Origin of the sequence: Sedimentibacter sp. zth1 (genome assembly GCF_017352195.1) — a bacterium.
Classification (GTDB): Bacteria; Bacillota; Clostridia; order Tissierellales; family Sedimentibacteraceae; genus UBA1535.
Map to the genome: position 1 here is coordinate 829566 of NZ_CP071445.1, position 26331 is coordinate 855896.

A 26331-nucleotide genomic window follows, 5' to 3' on the forward strand; every position below is an offset into this window, starting at 1 on the left:
TAATCTACTAAATCGTTTTCCTTAAATGTAAAAAAAAAAGAGTTAGTCGTATTTTAGCATTGTTTGAAATTGAAGTCAATAAAAAATATTATTACTCCTTCCACCTAATAAAAATATCTTTCCTTATAGTAGTAGCATCAAATCTATAATGTCTAACAACATTTGAAATTTTAAGATAATCTTCTTCCCTATGAATTTGACCACCATTATGTATAACATAAGCTTGACCTTTTCTGTTCCTCTTATCTGAAATTATGCCTATGTGCTTATCCTTGCCAAAAATAACAATATCACCTGGCTGCCATTCTTCAATTTTGTTTATGTCAAGTGTCAATTTTTCTGCATATTTATCAAAGAAAACTCTTAGATTAACAACTCTTCTAAAATCAATATTTGTATCTGGTTTCTCTATATTTTTGTAATCTTCCAAACTTTCTGCTATATCGTTATCAATCATACCTTTTAGACTGTATCCGGCATTTTTAAAAGCTCTCCAGATAACATCTGAGCATACACCTATTTCATCTGGGGGATAACCTTCTGCTATATACTTTCCATTGTATTTCGGATGATTATCAGCATCCTTTCTTGCACCAAGCATTATATCGGTATAGTCATCAATGCCGTCATTATCAAAATCTACCATGCTTTTTACTGTTTCAATACCAAAATGCTCTGCTGTATATGATTTGAATTGAATTAATCTTAGATTTTTGAATAAAATCATAACTAAAATGAACAAGCTAATTATAAGTACTATATTTATAATTTTTAGATTCTTTCTATTTGAACTCAAACCATACCTCCTAAAATACCTAAACTATATAACAATATTTTACTATAATTTTACAATAAAGTAAATAAGGCACTAAACATATTTGTAGTTTAGTGTCTTTATATTTTGACAATATTTTAAAATTATTTAATTTTAAAGTGTTTTATTCTACCATTTGAGTAACAATTGTTGTGAAATTTTAATGTCTTGTTATTATCTATTAAAATCTAATTTGTCAGGATAATAATTAATTATTAGTTCTTTAGGAAAATTAACTTCTTTTATTAAGTTTATGCAATTTGTAAATTCACCAACATCATAGCACATATGTGCATCACTACCAAAGATTATTTGTACATTATGTTCTTTACAACGTTCAAGCAATTCAATATAATTTTCTCTTGCATTTTCTCTAAAGCTTGTTGGATTTAATGATGAGTTATTAACTTCCAAAAATATATTGTTTTCTTTAGCAGCAAGAACAAGCTTTTCATAGTCTATAGGAAATTTTCCATCATCAGGATGACCTATAATTTTAACCTTTTCATGTTTCATTGCTCCAATAAGAGCATTAGTATTTTCTTCTTTAGTCCCAGGTTTTATACATGGACCGTGTAAACTTGCTATCATATAATCTAGCTGTTTTGAAATTTCCACGTTAACATCTGTGTTTCCTTTAAAATCAATAATATTTGCTTCTATTCCCTTTAATATTTTAACTCCCATAATTTCATCTCGTATAACTCTTAAATTATGAAAATAGAATTCATGTGCAGTTCCAGGCATATTGACTGCATGTTCTGAAAGGCCATATATTTTTAATCCTTTATTTTTTGCTTCCTGAATATTTTCCATAAGTGTACTATAAGCATGCCCACTTGCAAGTGTGTGTGTGTGTAAATCTATTAATGGTTTCATGTAATCTCCTATATTTATACTATTTGAAATTTCAATTTAAAAATAACTACTCTATACTATCATTAAATAATTAAATTATCAATAAAAGTTTTAATCTTATTGAAAACAAAAAAATGTATTGAAATTATTTCAAATCCAATACATTTTTTATTGATTTACTTAATTTTGATTTTTATAGGAGTTTTTAATTCAGTATGTTTTGTGATATCATTTGCATCATCTAGGAAAAATACTGTTTTATAAGGGTAATCGGTTAGCCTAATTTCTATAATCTCATGATATTCTGGAATATCAATAATATCTTGTTTTGTACGATACCTATAAGTCTTATGATAACATCTTATCTCGTTGATGTAATATCCTTTATCTACTTCGTCATAGTAAATTCCACCTAATGATACAAAATGATTTTTACCAAAATATGAACCTTCAAAAGCTAACACCCAATCTTTCCCTTCTTTAAAAGCTTCAATCAGTTTATATGGCTGATTCTCAAAATTATTTTTTTCTATGTCTTCTAAATATATTTTCACTTTTTCTTTGCTATTTTCAACCCACTCAGCTTGTGTTATATTTAAAGTTAAATGTTCATTATTAAAAAAGTAAGGACTTTCCAGATAATACATATCCATAGTTTTAGAGTTTACAGCACTTGCTATAGTTCCATTTTGGCGATAATCAAATCTTTCTCCGTTTTCATTCAATACATACATAGTTAATCCCTTTAACCATGCAGTATTTTTAATATCATCCTTAAATTTAAGTTTCATATTAGACGGACTTATTTTAATATATTCTAATATCAGCTTTTGATTATCAATATAGAATGTTTTATTTAGACTAATATATTCACTTTTTGCTACTAAATCAGGATTTAATTTTATATCAAACTTAAAATTTGCTATATAATCTTTTTCCTCATTTTTAGAAATTATTATATTATTATTTACCTCATTTTCTTGATTTGAATTAAATACGTCCAAAGAAAAAATAAATCCTTCTGAAAAGTTATTCATAAAAAAAGATATTCTCTTATCAATATTTGAATTCGCTACTCTTAAGTTGCTTTTTCGGATAAATTCATTTCTATTGAAACATGTGTTAAATTCATTTCCATCAAGTGATTTAATTTCAGATGTTTCGTATAAATTTTTATAAGTTTCTGATTCTAATGTATAAAAAATATTGATTTCATCCTCATCAACTATTGCATATTTAACCGTCGCTGTAATTCCGTTAATAGTTTGAGACTGATTAATTTTTTGTACATAGTCATTCTCAAATGCTTTTTCTAAAGATGGTGATATTTTTACAGCACTTGCTAAATCCCGTAAAATAGGTAATTCTGCGCATGCATATGCAAATTCTGGTACAAAATTCACAAAGCAAGTAAAAATCGCTAAAATCATTAACAAGGAACTTATAGGTATGCATAAACAATTTCTTATTCTTCTTTTGAATACTTTTTTCTTAAATCTTTTTTCTACATTTTCAAGCCCATTTGGTACAACAGCATTAAGTTCATCTTTTAAATTATTCAATTCTTCAATCCTATTCATTACTTTCCTCCTCAATCAAATCAATTCTTAAAAATTTTAGTGCCTTTCGTTGTTTAGTAACAACTGTTCCCTGCGGTATATTTAGAGTCTGAGCTGTTTCATGCAAAGTAAAACCTATAAAATATCTTAAGATGATAATACTTTTTAAGTCATACGGTAATTTATTTACTGCTTCTTTAAGTGGCAATGAATCATAATTAAAATCTTCAATATTTTCATTTGCTGTAAATTCTATATTTTCATCTAATTTAATTCGTTTTTGCCTTTTAAATTCCTGTTTGCATTCATTTATTAAAATTCGTATAACCCATGTATTAAAATATTCAGGATGATTTAAAGTTTTTAATGATTTATAAGCTTTAAATATGCTTTCATCAACTATTTCCATGGAATCTTGTTCGTTACCGAGATATAAAAAGGCAGTATTGTACAGTTGCTTTTTTATAACAGTAATTCGTTCTGTAAACTCTTTTTTATTCATTTATAGCCCCTTTCTTTATCTATCTAATTATTAGATGAATTAGTAGCGTGTTTTGATTTAAAAAATTAAAAAATCTTACAAATATTTATATTTTTGTAAGATTTGTTGTTTTTGGCTAAACAATGTATTTCTTTTATCTTATATTTTAAATTAGATTATGTAAATCTTAATGATGGCTAATATAACCAAATGTAATGGATAGAAAATATAAAATGCCCATTTATTAAATTTATTATCACTACCCTTTTCACCGTTGTATAGATAAATTATAGGTAAAAATAGAAACAGCCCTACTTGCCATAACTCGCCATACCATTTAAATCCATTTGATATTGAAAATATTATGCCTAATATAACCACAACACCTGATATTAATATGTACGAAGTAATTTTTGATGATGGCTTATTCCTATAAATTCTAAAGAACAATACCCATAAAGGAGCAATGACACCCCAATCACCAAAAGATGATAACATTATGAGTACTATTATGGAAATCCATTTTAATAATATGTTTTTGATATTATCGTAACTTAGTAGTACTAAAAAACTAATTAAAAATGTATAAATAACATTTAAATCTAAATCCCCTAATTTATTACCATGCGAAAAAGCATATGCAAATTGAGAAATTATAGCAAATATCAAAAGCCTAAAAGCATACTTTTTCTTTGAAGAAGTATAATAATAACCTTCTGCCAAAAAATACGACATAATTGGAGCTGTCAGTCTACCTACTACTCTGCATATAACTCCTAAAGGATTAACTAACGGTATAAAGAACATACCAATATGGTCAATTAGCATTGCTATGATTGCAATGTATTTAATTTGTGTTCTGTTTAACTTGTTCATTATCATTTGTCCTTTCTATGTATATAATATTATATCATAAAGTTCACAAATGTAAATATACGGAAAAAGAACCAAATTTGATAGTTGGTTCTTTTTTTCCTGTTGTTGCTACATTTTCAGTTGCAACTATGTGCTCTGTTTTATATCATATCTAATTTTTTATTTAACTTATTATAAATTATTTTCATATATGGTTCTGAACATTTTTCAACTGCCTGTTGTTTATCAAACCATTGTATACCGCTGTTTTCGTCAGGTTTAATTCTTATTGATTTACTTTCATCTGCAAATAATAAATATGTAACATTTAAATGCAAGTGATTTGCAACATATTTTCCATGCTTAACATGTCCATCAACGCCCAGTATCTCAAGCGAAAATATATAATTATTTAGACGAGTAAAATTATCCAAACCAGTTTCTTCATTTGCTTCTTTTAAAGCAACCTCTAAAAGATTTTCCTCACCATCTGCATGACCACCTACCCATGACCATGAATTATAAATATTGTGATATATCATTAATACTTTAGATTTATCCTTATTAACTATCCAAGCAGATGCTGTTAAATGTGCCATTTCATTGTTTCTTGTCAATAAGTCATCAAATGTATCCATATATTTTAATATTAACTCTTTATCTTTAGCTTCTTGTTCATTAAAAGGATTATATTGCTGTATTAATAATTTTAAATTCATTTAATATATTATCTCCTTTTCAAAGCACTTTAGATTTTCTTTATATTTATTCATAAAGTAAAATTCTTCTATGCCAGCATAGCGATAGCCTAATTTATTATATAATGATGCAGCAGGTATATTGTCTTCATTTGTATCAAGTCGAATAACCTTATAGTTTTGTTCTTTTGCATAATTTTCAATAAACATCATAAACTCTTTTCCCTTGCCTTTTCTTGAAAAAAGTGGACTAATACATAATGTGTGTATTACTAAAACTTCTTCTTCATTAGCAATATACTTCCAATTTATTTTTTTGTATTCCATCGCTTGTATTTTATTTAATATTACTGATCCAAATATAATTCCATCTTCTTCACCAACAAAAAGTGTACCTTCATTTAATGAATTCTCAGCCACAATTCTTGTAGGATAAATACCTCTGTGCCATGATGAATAGTTTTTATTTTTCTCCTCATAATCAAATAAATCGTTATAAACCTTTTCTACCGTATTAATATCGTTTTTTCTTGCTTTTCTAATCATATTTACCTCTTTACAGCTCTTGTAGCATAAAATGTTGGAGTAAGTAATCCAAGTTTACTTATATTTAAATAACTTGTACAATAAAACTATACATAAGTTTAATTCCATATAGAACAATTATAGAGCCACATATAATATTAACAACCCTAAGTATTTTATCATTAAATATATTTTTAAATGTACCTATAATTAATGATATACCCAAAAACCATATAAATGAAGCACTTGATGAACCAAGTATAAAACTTGTTAAATTTGATGGTGATAATGTCGCCCTAAATGCACCAAACAATATAGTTCCATCAATAAGAGCTTGAGGATTAAACCATGTAACAATACATGATGTACCAATAATTTTTGTTATAGATACATTAGTATCCACCTTTTCATTTGTATTTATTTTTGAAATAATAAGCTTACTACCAAGGTATATTAAAAACACACTACCAACAAGTAAAATTATCATTTTTAATATTTGAAACTTATCCATTAACGAACCTATACCAAAAAAACACGCTAATGCTAATGTTATATCAAAAAATATAACTATAAATGCAGTTATTAAAGACCTTTTTTTACTCTGCTGTAATGCTGTTTCTATAACAAACAAATTTTGTGCTCCTATTGGCGCAACATACGCCAATCCAATAGTTAATCCCTGAAAAAAATAATTAATATTCATGTATATCTTCTCCGCAATTGTATTTATTTTTTATGAAGCACATGCCAGACGTCATTGCCCATAAACCCACATTTTCTATATAAACGCATTGGATTTGTTTTATTTACACATATTTAAGACAAATTCAAGATCAACATCTCTTTCTAAATGCGCTGGTGTCCAAGGTATATATACATCAACATCTACACCTTTACCTTGTATCCCTTTGCCTTCATCAACAACATTTGAACGTGATAGCGGATACATAAGTTTAAAATCTCCTAATTTTGAAAAAGTACAATTACTATAATCAGTTATTCCAAAGGTATTTCTACCAATCACAGTAACTTTAGAAGATTTTTTACATGTTTCTACAAAAGAATCGCCTGAACTTCCGCAATATACATCACTTAATATATATACTTTTTCAGGAACATTCATCCCTTTTATTTCATAATCAAAATCATCATTATTTATTACAAAACCTTTACCCCAATTATTATGTATTTGACTAATCATATGATCAACCAATTTTTTTGTTTCTTCATTAGCTTCGTGTTTAGCATATTCTGTTAACATTTCTAATCTGTTTGCGCAATTTCGTTCAGAGTAATTAACGTAATCCTTTACGCCGTTAAATAATTTTTTTATTGATACATTTTCACTAAATATATATTTTAACAAAGGAAAATATGATGTATCAGAACCACCATCGTTAATTCGCACATCTATAATTAAATTTTTTTTACTTTCAATTTCTTGTATATTACTATTTATTAACTCAACAATTTTTGATTCATCCTCAAAATTTGGAAGTGTCATAATTAAAGTGTTTTTATCAATACTTTTAAAACTAAATTTTCCCGCAATATTTACAGGCTTATAATGTTTTAAAACAATTTCACTTTCAGATTTGTCTTTATGAACAATTTTACAAACAGAGCCTTTTTTTATTATTTCTCTCCACTTTTGTCTTTCATTTGTTTCTTTCTGTAAATACAAACTATATTCTATTTCTAATTGTGGAATTGTTTTTCCGTCAATTTCTTTTATGGCGTCTCCTACAATTATATTGCTCTCTTGCTTAGCATTTGTCACATATAATAAATCTTGATAACGTCTAACAGAAAATCCATTTGAAAAATCGATATCATGGTTACTAAAAAATGCTACGTGTCCATCACAAAAAGGCAATAGATATTCCTTTACTAAGCACAAAAAGTCATACTCGGACATCATACTGTTCTTATTAATTAAATTTATGTATTTTTCTGGATTATCAATATTAACCTTGTCATTACAGCCTGCATAATCATTATGCATTATATCTACTACTTCATTGAATATTTCTATGTAATTCATTAGTTTTCTCCTTATTATATTTATTTTATTAGTATATTATGACTTATTTATTCCCCCCCATTTGTTATATTTAAAAAATCCGCTTTATAAATATAATAACATATTTTGACAATTTGCTCAATATTTTTTGTATTATTTATATTGTAAAATATAAATAGTGTAGTGGTATAATATAGTTGTAACACCTCAACCTAATATGTATAATAAATAATATTAGAGAGAGGTATGCAAATGAAACATTATGAACCAGAGTTTAAAAATAAAATAATACACCTTCACATTGAAGAAGGACGTACAATTGAAAGCTTATCTAATGAATACAAAGTATCAAGAGCTAGTATATCAAATTGGATTAAGTAAACCCGTGAAGAATGCCAAGCAAACAATGAGACCAAAGAAAATTATGATTACATGATAGAGAACCGAAAGTTGCGAAAGCAATTAGAAGAAATGCAAAAGGAAAATCAATTCTTAAAAAAAGCAGCGGCATTTTTCGCAAAAGTCTAGTTATCGTGCTCAAAAGCAGAACATACTTCATGAGATAAAACATATTTATCATGAAACAGAAGGTATTTTAGGTCATCGAAATATGAAAATATTCTTGTCAAGAAAGGACATTTTCATAAGCAAATCAACTGTACATAAGTATATGAATAAACAATTAGAACTGCATTCTATTGTAAAGCCTAAAAAACCTAAATATGTTAAAGGCCATGCTCATAAAGTATTTCCAAATCCCCTTAATCAGAATTTTAAAACAGATAAAAAGAATTCTGTATGGTGTACTGATTTTACTTATTTGAACCTTACTGATGGCAGTAAAAGATATAATTGCTCTATAATAGATTTATATGATCGTTCGGTTATTTCTAGCTTAAATGGTAAAAATAACAGCTGAATTAGCTATTAGAACATTAGAAAAAGCTTTAACTTTTCAACCGAAATTAAAAAACCATTTAATTATACATAGCGACCAAGGGTCGCAATATACTTCTAAAGAGTTTATTGATTATTGTAAATCTAATAATATTACTCAAAGCATGAGTAAAGCAGGATGTCCATATGATAATGCACCAATGGAACGATACTTTAATGCATTAAAAAATGAATTAATATACCACCATTATTATCATAATGATAATGAATTAAATATTGCTATCAATAATTATGCCTATGTTTGGTATAATCATTTAAGACCTCATACTTTTAACCGTGGTCTTACACCTTTTGAAGCTAGAAATCTTAAGTAAAAAAATTGGGTTTTAGTGTTACAAAAATGCTTGACAATTGCAAATATTAACGAAATCAACTATATTTTACCGACTAATTGCGTTTCGTTTTGACTATATAATCCTTAATAATACAGGATTATATAGTAATATACATTTAACAAAATAATTATTTGGTATGCTTCAAAGAAATAACTAAAGCCACAACAAGTTTGTTGTGGCTTTAGTTACGGTAAATATAAATTATATATACCTTTAATAAAACAATACAGTAATATCAACGTAAATACTTTGTTGATATATATACAATGCTAGTTCATTTACGCCTGCTCTATTGTATATTGATATAGTATCTAGATGTCAATGGTAAGTAAACCATTTGCCCATGCCATGGACATTTAAAAGCAATTAAAAGGTAAGCCCTTAATAGTAAATATCCTATCTCAGTGAATACTATGTATACTATAAATAATAAGTATAGTTATACGTTCTAAAATACATTATTTCACCTCATTTGATACTATAAATACCATTATTTTTATTGTCATAGTTATTATAAATGATGTGCCATATAAACTCTTTATAACATACATGTACACTCCTATTAATATAATATAGAACATACATAAACGAAAGGAGGGTTATTTATGAATAAAAAAGATAAGAAAGTAAGCAAATTAGCTTATTTAGGCTTGTTAGGATATGTAGGCATATTCTTAGCACTATATACAAAAGATAATAAATGGTTTGGTTTGGTAGGCTTTTTCCCATTTCTAAATTACTACAAATTCAGATAGAATAAGATGTCTTTTATTATCATTACCTATTTTCAGAACTTATTGTATTTATGTGTTTAAGCTACTATACTTATTGAGAATAAGTTTACTAAAATTCACTAACTTACTTTTCATTATATCATCAAAATTGAGAGATTTATCTTAAACTTATTCTTGTTCTAACTCTAATACTTTTATTTTATTCTTATCACTAAGACTTAATTGTTGTTGCTGACTAAGTAGTTTATATAAATTCTCTTTCTCCTGCTTTGCTTTTTCTAGTTTATCTTTAGAATGCTTAAGCTCTCTTTCTAAAATTTCTATTAGCTTATCTTTGCTTGAATTTTCCGCGTATTGTCGCGTATTACTTTGTGTATCATTATGCGTATCACGCGTGTTACATCGTGTATCATTATTTATATAATAACACTTCATAAACAATGATACAATTTATAAATATTTATAGACTGTAGGTCTACTTATTTGTAAAACTCTTGCAATTTCTGTTGGATTATCATTAGGATTTTCTTTTATATAATCTTTAACAAGTTTCTCTTTTGAAGGTCTGCCTTCTGATTTCATTTCTCCTAAATCTTTTTAAGTCTGCTTTGTTCCCCTTGCAATTTGCAAGTGTGTTCTTTGAGTACGATAATTCCTTTTATTCTTTTCAGCAAGTAAAATTATCATTTTTAATATTTGAAACTTATCCATTAACGAACCTATACCAAAAAAGCAAGCTAATGCTAAAGTTATTAAAGACCTTTTTTTACTCTGCTGTAATGCTGTTTCTATAACAAACAAATTTTGTGCTCCTATTGGTGCAACATACGCCAATCCAATAGTTAATCCCTGAAAAAAGTAATTAATATTCATGTATATCTTCTCCGCTATTGTATTTATTTTTTATGAAGCACATGCCAGACGTCATTGAATTCATATAAAATTATATATTTACAGTTTTCACTTTGCCTTATAATCACAGTAACATATTTTGACAATTTACTCAATATTTTTTGTGCAATCAATATAATAAAATATACATAGCATCAAAATATAAATTATAGTATAATTATGTATACAAAAGATTAATGGGAGGCTTTATGACTCTTGAATTTATTGATGCTAAAACCATATTGTCTAATTATTCTGATGACAATAAATGGTTCGGCTGTAACTATAATATGAATATATACAAAGGCTGTTGTCATGGCTGTATTTACTGTGACAGCAGAAGTGAATGCTATAGAGTTGATAATTTTGATAAAGTAAGAGCTAAAAAAAATTCAACTGAAATAATAAAAAATGAATTAAAGAAAAGAAAAAAAGTTGGAGTTGTTGGTACAGGTTCTATGAGTGACCCTTACAATCCTTTTGAAAAGAAATATGAATTAACAAAAAAAGCATTGGAACTAATTGACTATTATGATTTTGGTGTAGCAATAGCGACCAAAAGTGATTTAATAACAAGAGATATTGATATACTTAAAAAAATCAAAACACATTCTCCTGTTATTTGTAAATTAACAATAACGACAGCAAATGATAACCTAAGTAAAATTATTGAACCTAACGTGTGTTCTTCATTTAAACGTTTTGAAACTATCAGAAAGCTATCACAAGAAGGCATATTTTCAGGTATATTACTTATGCCCGTTTTGCCTTTCATAACTGACAGTGAAAAAAATATAAAAAAAATAGTAGAACTTGCACATCAAAACGGAGCAAAATTTATATATGCTGCATTTGGGATGACATTAAGATCAAATCAAAGAGATTATTATTATCAAAAATTAGACGAAAAATTTCCTAATTTTAATTTAAAAGAATCATACAACAGACAGTTTGGAGACAAATACAGTTGTGGAAGTCCTAATGCTAAAGAACTTTGGAGTGTATTTGTTCATGAATGTGAAAAATACTGTATACTTTATAAAATGTCTGATATTGTTAATGACTATAAAAAAGGCTATGAAGACAGACAGATTAGTATTTTTAACTAATTGCTATTTCATAGCTTTAATACCTTATAATTTATATTCGCAACGGAAAGATTATTAATTAAATTTTACAAATGAAACACATCCATATTTTTCGCTATTATTAAATCCACACTTTTCATAAAAAGCTTTTTTGTCTTCCATATTATCTGTTAACAAAACATTTTGGTATACATTATCAAATTTTTCAAATACAGCACTAAGCAACCTATATCCTATACGATTTCTTTGATACTCAGTTAAAACAAGCAAATCCTGTATGTATATTATTGAGTAGCCATCACCTACAACTCTGATTACGCCTACAAGTTTTTCATCATGCCATGCAGATATGATTTTAAGTGAATTTTTATATGCATTTTCAAGCATTTTAGGATTACTTGTATAATTAGTCCATCCTACGTTATTATATAAACTGATAAGCAGTTCTAATTCAGGAATTATATCTTCTTTTATTTCAATATTCATTTTATTCTCCTATTGTCTTAATTTCGAATTATTTGATTGTACTAGATAGAAGAATACATCATCTATTTCTGTGCAATACAAATATTGATAAATCGGTCAAAGTTTTAAATCTTTCTCTTATTATCTTGTTATATAATCATAATTTGTATATTGCTGAATCTCAAGATTATCATTAATTCCTCCATTCAATATTCTATGTTCTGTATCTATATATGGAATGTTAATTGGATGAATTAAATGAACATATTCAAAAGATGAGCATGTAGATATTATACCATCGTTATCATCCCTATCAAAATAATATAAAACGTAGCCTCTTTGATTTTTTGTATTAAATGGGAAGCTTAGTGCGCCATAAATTTGAAAGAAATCAGATTTATAATTAAAAAAACTATTACAAGACATTTTTTTTGAACATATTCTTGGGAAGTCAGCAATATACCTAATATTATTTTTATCAAACATAAGTTTTGCATTGACAAGTTTTAACTCTCTATCAAAGTCAGCCCATATTCTGATTCCATCCTCCCAAAAAGCATTTCCATTTATCCATTCAAAATAGTGTAAAACATACAATTTTTTGTTTGGCAATTCTGTATACACTGTAGTAACTTTAATTATATTACCTTTATCAATCTTATTTTCAACTATGTCCTCTATCATATATATCTTATAATTTTTATTAAAAGCTAAATACTCACTTGACACTGATACCTGTAACGCATTATGCATCATTTCAATATTCTCTTCAGGAAGCTCTTCTATAATATTATCAGGAAAACCTAAGTTAATTAGTTTATTTCTATTTTCGGACATTATATATTCTTCTAAAGGTCTATCCTCAATATATAAATGATTAAAAAACGCACAAAATAAACAAACAATAATAAATGAAAATAAAAGATAACCATAGCTAATAATGGTATTAGAAATTTTATGTTTTGGTGCGATAAAATTATATTCAGATTTATATAAACATAAGCCAATTCGATAAATAGATTTAATAAATTTAATATATAAATAAACCATAATTATAAAAACAATCCAAGAATTATTAAATGATGTAAAAGAAATAAGTAGGTACATAATTTGAAGTATTATTAGTCCCATAAATGGATTTTTATCTAATCTATAATTTACTTTTTTGCAAGCATAAGATATTGCTTCACTAAACATTATTATTAAAATAATATTAAATATAAATATCATAAAATTAACTATAGATAATAGTACTTCGTTTTTGCTCAACGGAGATGCAATAAAAATTATATCAAATATATAATAAATTGAAGATAATGCAGAAATATAAAAACATATTTTAAAATATTTATTTTCATTGCAAAGGTCTCTAAATCCGATAAAAATCAACATGTAACCTATTGCTGTAAAAATATATGATAAATGAAATAAATTAATATGTATGCTAATTAGTACCATACCCCAACAAATGGTTTTAACTTTCTCAGAAATTATATTATTACTTGATATCATATAATTCCCCCTTAAACTATTTTGCTACATTGTATCATATGTGTTAATTATTAACAATAATATTATACTCCTAGAAATATCTTCAAGGCAAATTCAATAAAAATAATCTCACGTATTGACATACTATTTATTACATGGTATTATCAAATTAATTCGTAGTAGTAATTTATTTACTGCATATATGACTGACGGAAGTGGAATTAACCACAGGGAATATAGTTATGGATTTACAGCCGACCGTCTGGGCAATTAGTGCTCAGAGTGTCGGTTTTTTTATTTATATAAATTATGGAGGTTATTTAAATGCAAATCAGAAGCTTAGAAACAGAATTAAAATCAAATTCTTATCCAGGAAGAGGAATTGTAATCGGTAAATCAAAAAATGGTAAATATGCTGTTACTGCATACTTCATCATGGGAAGAAGTGAAAATTCAAGAAACAGGATTTTTGAAGAAGTCGGAACTGGAATTAGAACAAAAGCCTTTGATCCGTCAAAACTAACTGATCCAAGTTTAATTATTTATGCTCCTGTTAGAGTACTTGGAAACAAAACGATAGTTACAAATGGTGATCAAACTGACACTATATTTGAAGGAATGGATAAGCAGTTAACTTTTGAGCAATCTTTACGTACCAGAGAATTCGAGCCCGACGCGCCAAATTACACACCAAGGATTTCCGGTATCATGCATTTAGAAAATAATACGTTTAACTATGCATTGTCAATTTTAAAAAGCAACAACGGGAATCCAACTGCCTGCAACCGCTATACATTTGCATACGAAAATCCATTGAACGGTGAAGGACATTTTATTCATACTTACATGGGTGATGGTAATCCTCTACCAAGCTTCGAAGGTGAGCCAACATTAGTTGAAATAAAAAATAATATTGATGAATTTACTGAGATGCTTTGGGAAAGTTTAAATATAGATAACAAAGTTTCTCTATTTGTCAGATATATTGAAATAGAAACAGGAAATTATAAATCAAGAATTATAAACAAGAATAAGTAATAATTATTTTTAAAAAATATATATAATAATACAGGAGTTTATAAAATGAATGAATTAGAATTAAAATATGGTTGTAACCCTAATCAAAAACCATCACGAATATTTATGAAAAACGGAAAAGACTTACCTATAAAAGTATTGAGTGGAAAACCCGGCTATATAAATTTTCTTGATGCATTTAACGGATGGCAGTTAGTTAAAGAATTAAAAGAAGCAACAGGACTACCTGCAGCAACATCATTTAAGCATGTATCACCTGCAGGTGCCGCTGTAGGATTACCATTGAGTGATACACTTAAAAAAATATATTTTGTTGACGACATGGGAGAATTATCACCTTTGGCATGTGCTTATGCAAGAGCAAGAGGTGCTGACAGAATGTCATCTTTCGGTGATTTCATTTCTTTATCAGATGTATGTGATGTTGATACAGCTAAAATTATAAAAAGAGAAGTTTCAGACGGAGTTATAGCACCCGGATATGAACCCGAAGCACTAGAAATACTTAAATCAAAAAAGGGTGGAAAATACAATGTTATAGAAATTGACCCTACCTACTCTCCTGAGCCGGTTGAGCACAAGCAAGTTTTCGGAATTACATTCGAACAAGGAAGAAACGAACTTAAAATAAATGAAGAATTACTTAAAAACATTGTTACAAATAATAAAGAGTTACCAAAACAGGCTAATATAGATTTGATTATCTCACTTATTACACTAAAATATACTCAGTCTAATTCTGTATGCTTTGCTAAAGACGGTCAAGCAATCGGAATAGGCGCAGGACAGCAATCTCGTGTTCATTGTACAAGACTTGCAGGTCAAAAAGCTGATAACTGGTTACTTCGCCAATCTCCTAAAGTACTGAATTTACAATTTGCAGACAATATAGGCAGAGCTGTCAGAGACAACGCAATCGACAATTATATAGGTGATGAATATATGGATGTTTTAGCCGAAGGTGCATGGCAAAGAGTATTCAAGGTTAAACCAGAAATATTTACAAAAGAAGAAAAACGTGCATGGTTAAATCAAATGGACAACGTAGCACTAGGTTCTGACGCATTCTTCCCATTCAGCGATAATATAGAAAGAGCTAAAAAAAGCGGTGTAAAATATATAGCTCAACCTGGTGGTTCAATAAGAGATGATGCAGTTATAGAATGTTGTGATAAATACAATATGGTTATGTCATTTACAGGTATTAGACTGTTCCATCATTAAATAATTTAAAACAATAAAAACTTTCTATTTTGATAAAAATACTAACGTAAATTAAACAACAGCTTTCGATAGATTTGAAAAATCGAATGCTGTTGTTTTTAATAATATATTTAGTTGGCTTACAACAAAATCTCAATGTGCATATATTCTGGTCTTTTCTTCGCTAAATGATTAACTTTATAATATCAAATAAACACAAGAAAATTCAGTAGCGGTTTTAGTTAAAAGCTACCAAGCCCTATGAATCTACCAAAATGGGTTTACGTTGTCTATTATTTCTATTAATATTTCTAGAATTTTATTTTGTATATAGAACTCATAAATATTTTTTCTTTATTTATTCATCTTATCATTATGTGATATATTCCAGTAGAACTTTTTACCCATGCTCGTCTTGGCATATTTCACCTCAAATTTTTATTGTTTTATTATAGTTTTACTGTACTACTGTTTCTATACTTTGTCACTCCAAACCGTCCCTATGTCTTCAAATCCGTATGAATTTTCTGAAAATATTGACTCATAAATTTTACTTAGTTCTTGAGCTATTGCTTGTTGTATTAGATGTTCCTTAAGTTCATAAGTTTTCATCCCATCTACTCCATGACTTCCTATATTGGGAATTACTCTTTTAAGTGCTAGGAATATACTTTCTCTATCAAGTATTCTTTCAAGCAAATTATTAGTATCAATTATTTCATTTTTTTCATTTTCCCTCTTTGATCACGCCTTAGTTCTATTAAGCGCCCCTTGCTTATCTTGAAGTTCCACTTCTACCTCCCCAGGTAAGAACGCGAACTTTCATTCCATATATCAGCCAAAGTTTACTCTACCTGTTTCGGATAGCTATTGGGCTTTGTTTTAAATTGCAAACTCACCCTTGTCTTAAGCTAATGGGTGCCCATATCAATCCCAGTATCAGACTCTCAAAGACTAGTTTTCGCCCATGCTGGGCGTAATACCAGTATGAAAAGAACCTAAAAAGGTTCTTTTCATATTGAAATAATTATATTGATTTGGCATAATTAACAAAGTGTGAATAATAATATTTTTTATTAATGAATAAAATCTCCATATTTATTTGCTAAATAGTCTATATACCTATTATGCATTTTATTAATATTAATTTTGTAAATTTCCATAAAATTGTATGTTGAATAATCATCAAATACTTGCATATATTTATCTATACCATAATTATCAATCAAATATTTAACAAATGAACATCCATACACATAAGGGTAAAATGCTTGGTCTTGACATAGCTCTTCAGTGCCTAAATCTAATAAATTTTTATAATACATTATCTCTATAAAATCAAATCGTCTATCAATATTTTCAAAAACGCTTTTGTTATATTCAGTAATTCCAATTGATTTCAAATATGAATTAAAAGATTCTTTAATATATAATGTTTTGTTATTGTAATGTGTATCATACATGTAAAATTTATTTAATTCATCAATATTATAGCTTTCAAATTTATATGAGCAAACCTCTGCTATACCTTCCTTGAATATAACATCAGGTTCACGTATTTTATTATACAGTGTTATATAGTGTGTATATTCATGTATAAAATATGCTCTATCTTTAATAAAAATACAGTCATTCACAGCGTCACAATATCCACCAATGCTTATATCAAATTGTTCAATTTGTTCTTGATTTGAGAAATAAGTAATTACATCCTTGCAATCCTCTTTTGTTATATCACAATTCCAGAAATTTCTAACATCACTCATGTTTTTATCAAAATGTTCTATTGTTTTTTTAATAAAAGAAAATACTATACTTCCTGATATATTGTTAGGATTACTACGTGGGCTTAATGATTTTAAAGTAGTATCAAAACAATATTTCATCCATTCTGTGCATATACATATAGGAAAATCATTATCATTATATATCTTATATCTATATATAAATGTATCTTTTTCTTTTATAATATTAAATTTTTTATATAATAAAAACTCATTCATATATTCTGTAAACTTATCATCATACTCTAATTTATATTCTGACGATAGCTCTAGTAATTCAATAAATTGACCATTACTATAATTATTCTTTATAAAACTTACAAATTCTGTCGATAATGATTTTATATAGTCAATATCTAAAGAATTGTAATATGTTTCAGAAAATACAGGCAATGTCAAATCTAGCATATCAGGATTATTAGAAATTTGTTTTTTTATATATTCTTGATTATACACAAGGTTTTGTTCATTATAAATCTTTAAACTTTTTTCTATATCTACCATTTCTCCATATAGCAAACCATAATTACTTGTATCTTCAAAAATATTGTACAAAACTTGTATAATAAAATCTTCTGAATCAAAATTACACTTATTATATTTTATATATATTTTATTATTGTCATTATGACTTATAACCTTTTCGCTTATAAAAAGCTCATATGTATTATCAATGTTATATCTTTTATTTAATTCGGTTAATATGTTGACTGTATTTAAAATATATAATTTTCTATTTTTTAAGTCTATATCACTATCAAACCAGTACTCAGCTTTTGATATATTTATTTGTTCCCATTTTATCTCGATAGGTTCTGTTACAGAAACTACATGAAAATTTGGTCCGTATTGTTCCGTAATTTTAACATTGCACTGATAGTTATCACTTTCAAGCTGATTTATAGTTTTTAAATCATCCTTTGATAAATTATCATTTTTATTACAACCAGCCAATAATCCAACTGATAATGATATTATTAAAACAATAAATAATTTAACTAACTTCATAACAACCTCCTGGTATAATGAAAACATATTAAACAATAATATTTTTTCATTTCTTGATTATTTTTATATCTTTATTTTTTATTAAATATTGAAATATTTTGCCTATAGTTAAATGATTCAAGTTATTATGACACCAATTATAAAAATGCTCTTGTTCTTTAGTATTAGGTGATGTAATATCAAAATTATTTATTATTTCTAAGAAATATAAAAATAAAAATGAATCATCTCTATATTTTCTTAACAAAGTATATGCATCGCTAAGATTACCGTGTCCAATACATAACTGAATACTTTCTAATGTTACTACAATAGAATTTAATAATTCAGTGTTCATTAAAACGGGTTTATTGTTGTACATTATAAAAAATATTCTACCATTAACACTTATTAACGTTGATAAATTGCTGTATAATTTTTTTAATATCATCTATTGTTTTATTAATATTAATATATTCTTTTAGCTCCAATGTATATTTTCTTCTATGTTCTCCTGATATCATTACTTTAAAACCTCACTATAATTTGTTTAACAAAATATGACAATTGCACATAACGTTTCGGGTAGTTCCGATGTTTTACCATCGGACCACCAGCGACTTTCTCCTCTACACGATGATGAAATGTGGTGCTGCCTTGCCATATCGACGTGTCGAGTAGACGAACCCGACACCCTTTCTTTTTAAGGTTTTCTTAAAGTAAAAGGTTACTGTCTGTTCGCCCCTCTCGGAACCGTACGTGCCCTATTTAGGCATACGGCTCTTCATATAAAACTTTATAGTTCTACCATATGTTTACACAAATCTTTGGACTTGGAATATATGCTTCCCATATTTTTTCAAATATATCATAAGACATGCTTTTCTTTTGATGTCTTCTGTTTAATCTTTTGTAGCATTGGTATTTAACATATCCGTGGAATTTCTTTATTCCTTTGATATTTCCACTTATCCCATAGTAGTTATAGTGTCCCACCAGTTTTCTTTTCAAGCTTTTCATTATTGTATCAATAGGTTTGTGCATTACTTCTTTTAGCCAACTTTTCGCATTTTGCCTTTTTACTTTTAGCTTTTTCTTACTTGTGTTGATATGCACACGATATTTACCATTTTTTGTTTTTCCATTTACAAATGTAAATCCGAGAAAATCAAAATTTTCTTTTGTTCCTCTATGTTTTCCGAATGGTATTATCCTTGTCTTTTCTATTGCTACTTCTAATCCAAATGTTTTCAATCTCTCTATTAGCATCTTGTATACTTTTTCCGCTTCGCTTTCTGCTTGAAACTGTATTGCAAAGTCATCTGCATATCTCACCAGATACGCTTCTCCATGCAGTTTTGGTTTCACCGACTTTTCAAACCATATATCTAATACATAGTGTAGGTATACATTTGCCAATACTGGTGATATATTTCCACCCTGAATTGTTCCTTTGTCACTTTCTACGTATTTCATGTCTTCCCATATTCCTGCTTTTAGAAATCTTACTATATATCTAAGAAAATTCTTATCTTGTATATCGTGTTCTAAAAATTTCATTAGCCATCCTTGGTCTACATTGTCGAAAAAGCCTTTTATATCACAGTCTAGTATATAGTTTACGTTTTTGTGCATTATCGTATTGTTTATCATTTTTATTGCTTGATGGCAATTTCTGTTTGGTCTAAAACCATATGATATATCAAGAAATCTTGGTTCATATACTCCATTCAATATTTCTGCCATTATTGTTTGTACTAACTTATCTTCATATGACAGTATTCCTAATGATCGCATTTTTCCATCGCTTTTTGGTATCATTACTCTTCTTGTGGGTTTTGGTTTGTATCCGAACTTCTTCATTTTTTCTAGGAGAATTTTTATATTATCTTCTAGTTGTTCTGAATATTGTTCTTTTGTTACTCCATCTATTCCTACTGCTTTTTTCTTGTCCTGTTTTTCATGCACCTGTTTTAAATTTTCTTCATTTACATAGTGCATTAGTGTTTGCAGTTTTGCGTGTTTTATTGATAGTTCTTTTATTTCTTCTTGTATCTTTCCCATGTGTTTATTTAACCTCTAGTGTCTTTCATGTGTTACTTTCCGAATTGTCTTACATGCTAATCCCTTTGCTCCATAGACTTTCATCTACTTCTTCACTACTATGAATTAGTCCGACTTCTTGCAGCTCTTAAGACTTCTTTGGTTTTCTACACCTTATGCCATCCTTATCTGTTTTTGTTATTCAGAAAACTACAAGACCTCCCAGGTACGCTTAATATACCTTGTTTGCTCGCCATGCTCTCAGACCCCGGTGAAATTTCCATAACCTTGCCTTTATCGGTTATTTCTTTTTGTCTGCTGTCAGAGGAATGACATCGACTTTCACTTATCGGACTAACGAGGCTCTATCACTTCACGCTTTCGCATTACGGCTCTCAAACTTTCTTGCCTACGCTTAAACCTTACGTCACCGCTTCGGCTCCAAGGCTAGATACTGGCTGTTGGCTAAACTTTACCAGGCTAGGAGTTTCACCTAGCTATATATTAAACGCCGAACTGGCGCACTCCTCTGGCACCCTTGTGGGAACACGTTGTTATATGTCGGAATGATAGCACTCCCTAACGCCTTACTTAAACTAATTTTATAAAAAAATCTTTCTTTCATCTAATTTCTAATAATATTAAAATACTACTAAAATATCTATTCATTGAGAAAATATAATATTATTTATATTTCATGTTATGCTCAAAATCTTAACGACAAACTGGAGTTTACCATCTCTCCATATTTTTCTTATGTTTTTCTAGATATACTTCTTTCAATTCTTCAACAGAAATATCATAGCAAAGCATTACGTCATTGAAATACATGAGAACATCACACATTTCTTCAATAAAGTGTCTTCTTACGTCCGAATCTTCGATAATTTTCTTATTTCCATCTTTTTTAATAATATCTGCAACTTCACCAAGTTCTATCATTAGCCACAGTAATTGATTCTTTCCTGTTTCTGGTGAAATAGGTTCCCATTTATCCTTATATTTTTCTTGTAACTGTTTTTGAATATCTTGCATTTTATTTAAACCAAACTCTTCCATTTTTTACCCTCATAAATTCAAATTTGTTTTTTACATTATTTTTAAATAATCTTCATTATCTATACATCTATTTCAAACAACTTTAAATACACATTTATAATGACCTCAAAGCTATTCTCTAAATTATATCATTCTGTCCTATAACGTTTCTGTGTTCACGACGTTTCTCAGCATTACAGGTGTTTTGCAACCTTAGATAGCTCTTATCTTAGGTTGCAGGGCGCCGACTCGGTTAGCTGAGGAATGTGGTGCTGACTTGCTCACTCTGACCGTTCCCCTAAGCACCATTGCGGAAACATGTTGTTAAATGATGGGTTAATATCAACCATCAACGCATTACTAAACTAATTCTACAGAATAATTTCTTTATCTTCTTCTTTTTCATTCTAAATACATTTCATTTTTATTCTTATAGATAAATCCAATATCTTCTCATTAAGTGGTTACCTTCTGCTTTGTTGTATGATTGTATTTTATCCATTAATTTTCCCCCAAGTTTTTCAACTACATATATTGATTGTTCATTAAGTTCATTGATATTTAGCAACACTTTATCTAATCCATTTTTCTTTGCAATATCTAAACCTTGTTTCAATATTTTTTGTCCATACCCTTTCCTTTGCTCTGTTATTCGTACCGAATATCCAATACTACCAATTCCATTCATAATATCTTCTGTTAATTCTGTTCTCAACTGGAATTCTCCAATAAATCTATTTCCATCTACTGCCCAAAAATGAAGAGTTTTTGGTTGACCTTCAAGTTGTCCTAACTCTTTTTTATCATACCATTCCTTACTCCTTTGATACCAATTTTCATCTATTGACTTAGGATTGGTTGGACAAAAATATGTTACTTTATTATCATAAAATTCTTTGCAATATTCTTTATAACCATTTACATATGACTCTTCTCTTTTAATTAGCTTAAGCATATTTCCACTTCCTTTTCTAGAGTATAAACATAATTAATTCTTTATATTTTTCTAATATTTATTGACAACTTTAAACGCATAGATATACCTAAAAACTATTCTCTGAAATGATATTCTCCTTTCATCTAACGTTCCTTTGTTCCCAACGTCCCTGAACCGTCTTTAGTAGCTAGACCTCTTGAAGGAGCTTCGATCCCGGTGAAGGGATGTGTGAGGGCAAGCCACAGAGATGTTTCAAGATAGCAAGCGACCCTACCCGAACGAATGTGAACGCGTTGTTAGGTGTTGGGTCAATATAAGCTACTTGACTACCTATAAGTTTTATATCAAGCGTTTTAATTTTAAGTTATATTCCGGTTTTGTAATGTATTCTAAATATTGTACTGATCCTTCATAGTTTAAATATGCTTTAAATCTTTCTATCAAATTAGGTTCTGTAATATAATTTAATACTGCATTTTTATCAATCCATAATGATTCAGATGTTTCATCTGACGTACATAATTCTCCATCTACATATTTACATGTAAATCCAAACATCACTTTTGTTGGAACTATAGTATAGCCATTATATCCTGCATGAGTCCCTGTGTTTGATGAAACACATATTAGTTTTTCAACACTTATATCTATTCCTGTTTCTTCTTTTATTTCACGAATTAATGCATCAATTAAATTTTCACCTATTTCAACTTGTCCACCAGGAATTGTATAAATACATTTATAAGAGTTTTTAACTAAAAGTATTTGATTTTTTTCATTTTCTACTATTCCATCTACAGCTACTATATGAGTCGGAAATTTTTTCTCCATTTTATATCCCCTTTTATACTCAATTTTTATTAATTATATAATTCATATGCTTCGCATTTAATTTGACATCATAGACATTCTCTGAAATTATATTGACCTTTCACCTAACGTCCCTATGTTCTCGACGTCACTGAACCGGACAGAATTAACTAGACCGTCTTGGCGGTGGTTACACCCGGTGAAGTGGTGTGGTCTGACCTGCCCCTTGAACGTTCTATCTAAGAACCTTGCGTGAACATGTTGTTAAGTGATGGTTTTTTATTGACCCGTAATATTTTCAGTATGCAAATTAATAATTTTTTCTTATTCTTATTAAGTTAATATATTTATAAAATAATTTCTACTTACTACTTTTTCATTAACTCTTTGATTTCCTCTTCTGTATAACCTGTCAAAAAGTAACTTTCTCCTACTTCTTCAACAATTTTTCCCATATTGTATAAATCAAACTCTACTTGTAAAGATTCTTCACCTTTCCATGCACCTACATGTATATGTGGAGATCTTGAACATCCATTATTTCCACCATAGGCTATAACATCACCTTCATTAACTTCATCCCCTTCTTTCACCAATATATCTTTTACATGTGCAATAAAAATATTTACCCCATCTTCTCTTTCTATTGTAACACTTGATGCACGTCCTGGAGTGAAAGAACCTGGGGTATTTGTATTAGGATTTTCATATATTTCTTTAACAACCCCTTTTGTTGGTGACAAAACCTCTGCATTATACGTATACCAATCCTCATTCTTTGTTCCATCATTTCTATATGCCTTCAAGCAACCAACTGTTTGTGTAGAACATATATCAAATGCAATAATATTACAATCTCTTCCTAATGCATCTCCTAAATTAACTAGATTTCCAGCAAAATGTTCAACATATGTCATAGCTCTTTTAAATACAGGAAATAATCTTACACTTTCATAATCTCTAATCATAAGTCCTCCTACAAAATACATTATTTTTCTATCTATAAAATTCAAATGCAGTAATTAACTACCTATAAAAAAACTGTCACTTAACGTTCCCTTATTGACGACGTCCACTTTGACCCCAAAGCTTGACCAAAGAAAAGTGGATATGCGTAGCAAACGGCAATATATTGTTAGATGATGGACAACTAGTCATATTTCCAAAGCATCAATTCTTTTGTTTATTTTAGTAATTAAATCATCTGGATACTTAATAAATTCTAATATTTTTATTGCATTACGTGTTGTAGTAACACCTCTACGTATCTTATAATCAAATTTCATAGATTCCTTTGTAACATTCTCTGTGAAGTAATAATACTCGTATCCTACTAATTTAGATAGTATCTGTAAATCATGGGTTGTAACAAATACCTTTGTATTACTTAATGCTAATATATTTAATATTTCCATTGAAGCTGCTAATCTTTCTGCTGGATTTGTACCTTTGAAAATCTCATCTATTAATATAAGCGAAGGATATTTATCATCTTTTAAGCTGATCATACGCTTAATCGCTTCTGCCTCCATTAAAAAATAACTTTTATTTTTTAAAACATCATCATTCAAGCTTATTGATGTTATTAATCTGTAAAAACTAGTTCTATGTTCTTTAGATAAACTTGTACAAATACTTTGAGCAAATAGTGCATTTAATCCGATAGTTCTCAAAAAAGTGGATTTTCCACTCATATTAGATCCTGTAATTACAATAGCTTTAGACATACTTATAGAATTTGATATGGCATTATTTATTAAAGGGTGGTACATATCAGTTATATGAATTTCTTCTATATTATAATCAATATTAGGCTCGCAATAGTAATCTAAATCACTTCTATACTTATTAATACTTAATATAGCATCTAGTTCTCCAATTAACTCATAAACTTCAATAATTTCTTTCTTATGCTTATGCATCTGCTTAGATATCATCAGAAAATTTATTTCTTTTAATAAGAAGGTAATATTAATATAATCGGCAAGTACATCTAATCCTTCAATTGTAAATATTACTTTTCCTTTCTTAGCAATATATATTAATATATCATTAATCTTATCAAGTCGATTAGCTAATTCTGATGTAAATTGTTCTAATAATTTTTTATTATTCCTACTAAAAGATAATAATCTTAATATATAATTTAAAACTTCTAATTGTTCGCCATATTTCATAATAAACTTATAATGTACAAATAAATTAATTGTGAAAATCAACATCAAGATTGGTAATAAGAAAAAATCCTTTATACTTATCGAATACGCAATAATCGCAAAATTTATAGTTGCAAGTATAATAAAAAGAGCCAGCATAACATAATTAACTAGAAAGTTACTTTCCATTATTTTTCTGAAGTTATATTTAAAATATCCTATCTTAGAAAGATTCATTCTTAACTTGTGTAAAATAGTTTTGTTGTTATTAAATCTACTAATAAAGTCCATTCGCTCTTCAAGTTCTTTTTTATCTTCTAATGGATTTTTCAACCAACTATATAGACATTCTTCACCTGGAGTAGTAACTGTATAATTTATTCTTGCAAATACATTGTTCATGTCCAAATCATTCCATGTAATGTCATCCACTGATGAACTAGTTTTATTAAAATAATTATTTGCTTGCTCAAGTTTACAAAAATTTACATCTTTTATGTCTTTTTTATTAATATGATTATTATCTTTTCTACACAAATATTTCTTTATCATCACTCTCAT

The 26331-nt window shown here is 28.1% G+C and carries 26 protein-coding genes, 2 pseudogenes and 1 riboswitch; of the genes and pseudogenes, 5 read left to right on the forward strand and 23 right to left on the reverse strand.

Annotated features, from left to right (window positions below):
- Window positions 1-91: 91 nt before the first annotated feature.
- The 9 genes from JYG23_RS04015 to JYG23_RS04055 form a co-directional block, all read right to left on the reverse strand.
- Complete coding sequence (locus JYG23_RS04015) at window positions 92-796, reverse strand: DUF1287 domain-containing protein (protein WP_242631628.1); 705 nt, start codon at window positions 794-796, stop codon at window positions 92-94.
- Between the two features lie 192 nt (window positions 797-988).
- Window positions 989-1693 carry a phosphatase gene (locus JYG23_RS04020; protein WP_207237252.1) on the reverse strand — a complete coding sequence of 235 codons (705 nt, stop codon included), beginning with the start codon at window positions 1691-1693 and terminating at the stop codon, window positions 989-991.
- A 155-nt stretch (window positions 1694-1848) separates the two neighbouring features.
- Window positions 1849-3252, reverse strand: coding sequence for a DUF4179 domain-containing protein (locus JYG23_RS04025; RefSeq protein WP_207237253.1), 1404 nt, complete (start codon window positions 3250-3252; stop codon window positions 1849-1851).
- Window positions 3245-3733, reverse strand: coding sequence for a sigma-70 family RNA polymerase sigma factor (locus tag JYG23_RS04030; protein ID WP_207237254.1), 489 nt, complete (start codon window positions 3731-3733; stop codon window positions 3245-3247). Before JYG23_RS04030 ends, JYG23_RS04025 begins: the two co-directional genes overlap by 8 nt.
- 150 nt (window positions 3734-3883) lie before the next feature.
- Window positions 3884-4588 (reverse strand): TraX family protein, encoded by a 705-nt coding sequence (locus JYG23_RS04035; protein ID WP_207237255.1) that lies wholly within the window; start codon window positions 4586-4588, stop codon window positions 3884-3886.
- A gap of 140 nt (window positions 4589-4728) precedes the next feature.
- Window positions 4729-5286 carry an NUDIX hydrolase gene (locus tag JYG23_RS04040; protein ID WP_207237256.1) on the reverse strand — a complete coding sequence of 186 codons (558 nt, stop codon included), beginning with the start codon at window positions 5284-5286 and terminating at the stop codon, window positions 4729-4731.
- Window positions 5287-5811, reverse strand: coding sequence for a GNAT family N-acetyltransferase (locus JYG23_RS04045; protein ID WP_207237257.1), 525 nt, complete (start codon window positions 5809-5811; stop codon window positions 5287-5289).
- A gap of 64 nt (window positions 5812-5875) precedes the next feature.
- Window positions 5876-6487 carry a LysE/ArgO family amino acid transporter gene (locus JYG23_RS04050; RefSeq protein WP_207237945.1) on the reverse strand — a complete coding sequence of 204 codons (612 nt, stop codon included), beginning with the start codon at window positions 6485-6487 and terminating at the stop codon, window positions 5876-5878.
- A gap of 105 nt (window positions 6488-6592) precedes the next feature.
- Window positions 6593-7834 (reverse strand): S41 family peptidase, encoded by a 1242-nt coding sequence (locus tag JYG23_RS04055; RefSeq protein ID WP_207237258.1) that lies wholly within the window; start codon window positions 7832-7834, stop codon window positions 6593-6595.
- Between the two features lie 231 nt (window positions 7835-8065).
- Between JYG23_RS04055 and JYG23_RS04060 the strand changes: the two are divergent.
- Window positions 8066-9084, forward strand: a pseudogene (locus JYG23_RS04060) (IS3 family transposase).
- 626 nt (window positions 9085-9710) lie between these two features.
- Complete coding sequence (locus tag JYG23_RS04065) at window positions 9711-9860, forward strand: hypothetical protein (RefSeq protein ID WP_207237260.1); 150 nt, start codon at window positions 9711-9713, stop codon at window positions 9858-9860.
- Between the two features lie 147 nt (window positions 9861-10007).
- Here the strand turns inward: JYG23_RS04065 and JYG23_RS04070 are convergent, their stop codons facing one another.
- From JYG23_RS04070 to JYG23_RS04075, 3 genes and pseudogenes are all read right to left on the reverse strand, one after another.
- Window positions 10008-10274 carry a hypothetical protein gene (locus tag JYG23_RS04070; protein WP_207237261.1) on the reverse strand — a complete coding sequence of 89 codons (267 nt, stop codon included), beginning with the start codon at window positions 10272-10274 and terminating at the stop codon, window positions 10008-10010.
- Between the two features lie 15 nt (window positions 10275-10289).
- A complete protein-coding gene (locus JYG23_RS15005) occupies window positions 10290-10421 on the reverse strand; it encodes a hypothetical protein (RefSeq protein ID WP_256440303.1) in 132 nt (43 codons plus the stop codon).
- 90 nt (window positions 10422-10511) lie between these two features.
- A pseudogene (locus JYG23_RS04075) lies at window positions 10512-10706 on the reverse strand (amino acid transporter); the annotation flags it as partial.
- Between the two features lie 233 nt (window positions 10707-10939).
- On the opposite strand from JYG23_RS04075, the gene JYG23_RS04080 reads away from it, so the two are divergent.
- A complete protein-coding gene (locus JYG23_RS04080; RefSeq protein WP_207237265.1) occupies window positions 10940-11839 on the forward strand; it encodes a radical SAM protein in 900 nt (299 codons plus the stop codon).
- A gap of 54 nt (window positions 11840-11893) precedes the next feature.
- Here JYG23_RS04080 and JYG23_RS04085 read toward each other — a convergent pair whose 3' ends face one another.
- Together JYG23_RS04085 and JYG23_RS04090 are read right to left on the reverse strand one after the other, a co-directional pair.
- Window positions 11894-12304 carry a GNAT family N-acetyltransferase gene (locus JYG23_RS04085; protein ID WP_207237267.1) on the reverse strand — a complete coding sequence of 137 codons (411 nt, stop codon included), beginning with the start codon at window positions 12302-12304 and terminating at the stop codon, window positions 11894-11896.
- 120 nt (window positions 12305-12424) lie between these two features.
- Window positions 12425-13795 (reverse strand): hypothetical protein, encoded by a 1371-nt coding sequence (locus JYG23_RS04090; RefSeq protein WP_207237268.1) that lies wholly within the window; start codon window positions 13793-13795, stop codon window positions 12425-12427.
- A 171-nt stretch (window positions 13796-13966) separates the two neighbouring features.
- Window positions 13967-14049: riboswitch (ZMP/ZTP riboswitch) on the forward strand.
- Between the two features lie 49 nt (window positions 14050-14098).
- Between JYG23_RS04090 and JYG23_RS04095 the strand changes: the two genes are divergently transcribed.
- Together JYG23_RS04095 and JYG23_RS04100 are read left to right on the forward strand one after the other, a co-directional pair.
- Entirely contained in the window at window positions 14099-14812 is a 714-nt protein-coding gene (locus JYG23_RS04095; RefSeq protein WP_207237269.1) for an IMP cyclohydrolase, read from the forward strand.
- 45 nt (window positions 14813-14857) lie between these two features.
- The gene (locus JYG23_RS04100; RefSeq protein WP_207237271.1) at window positions 14858-16036 is read left to right on the forward strand and encodes a phosphoribosylaminoimidazolecarboxamide formyltransferase; all 1179 of its coding nucleotides are present in this window, start codon (window positions 14858-14860) and stop codon (window positions 16034-16036) included.
- Window positions 16037-16489: 453 nt separating this feature from the next.
- Here the strand turns inward: JYG23_RS04100 and JYG23_RS04105 are convergent, their stop codons facing one another.
- From JYG23_RS04105 to JYG23_RS04145, 9 genes are all read right to left on the reverse strand, one after another.
- Entirely contained in the window at window positions 16490-16714 is a 225-nt protein-coding gene (locus tag JYG23_RS04105; RefSeq protein ID WP_242631629.1) for a hypothetical protein, read from the reverse strand.
- Window positions 16715-17091: 377 nt separating this feature from the next.
- Window positions 17092-18807: a hypothetical protein gene (locus JYG23_RS04110; RefSeq protein ID WP_207237273.1), complete on the reverse strand. Its 1716-nt coding sequence runs from the start codon at window positions 18805-18807 to the stop codon at window positions 17092-17094.
- A gap of 46 nt (window positions 18808-18853) precedes the next feature.
- The gene (locus JYG23_RS04115; RefSeq protein WP_207237275.1) at window positions 18854-19237 is read right to left on the reverse strand and encodes a hypothetical protein; all 384 of its coding nucleotides are present in this window, start codon (window positions 19235-19237) and stop codon (window positions 18854-18856) included.
- 353 nt (window positions 19238-19590) lie between these two features.
- Window positions 19591-20850 carry a group II intron reverse transcriptase/maturase gene (gene ltrA / locus JYG23_RS04120; RefSeq protein WP_207235088.1) on the reverse strand — a complete coding sequence of 420 codons (1260 nt, stop codon included), beginning with the start codon at window positions 20848-20850 and terminating at the stop codon, window positions 19591-19593.
- A gap of 711 nt (window positions 20851-21561) precedes the next feature.
- Window positions 21562-21888, reverse strand: coding sequence for a MazG nucleotide pyrophosphohydrolase domain-containing protein (locus JYG23_RS04125; protein ID WP_207237276.1), 327 nt, complete (start codon window positions 21886-21888; stop codon window positions 21562-21564).
- 409 nt (window positions 21889-22297) lie between these two features.
- Window positions 22298-22822 carry a GNAT family N-acetyltransferase gene (locus JYG23_RS04130; RefSeq protein ID WP_207237277.1) on the reverse strand — a complete coding sequence of 175 codons (525 nt, stop codon included), beginning with the start codon at window positions 22820-22822 and terminating at the stop codon, window positions 22298-22300.
- 321 nt (window positions 22823-23143) lie between these two features.
- Window positions 23144-23635 (reverse strand): NUDIX hydrolase, encoded by a 492-nt coding sequence (locus tag JYG23_RS04135; RefSeq protein ID WP_207237278.1) that lies wholly within the window; start codon window positions 23633-23635, stop codon window positions 23144-23146.
- A 347-nt stretch (window positions 23636-23982) separates the two neighbouring features.
- Window positions 23983-24582 carry a M23 family metallopeptidase gene (locus tag JYG23_RS04140; protein ID WP_207237279.1) on the reverse strand — a complete coding sequence of 200 codons (600 nt, stop codon included), beginning with the start codon at window positions 24580-24582 and terminating at the stop codon, window positions 23983-23985.
- Window positions 24583-24768: 186 nt separating this feature from the next.
- Window positions 24769-26322 carry a DNA mismatch repair protein MutS gene (locus JYG23_RS04145; protein ID WP_207237280.1) on the reverse strand — a complete coding sequence of 518 codons (1554 nt, stop codon included), beginning with the start codon at window positions 26320-26322 and terminating at the stop codon, window positions 24769-24771.
- Window positions 26323-26331: the final 9 nt, after the last annotated feature.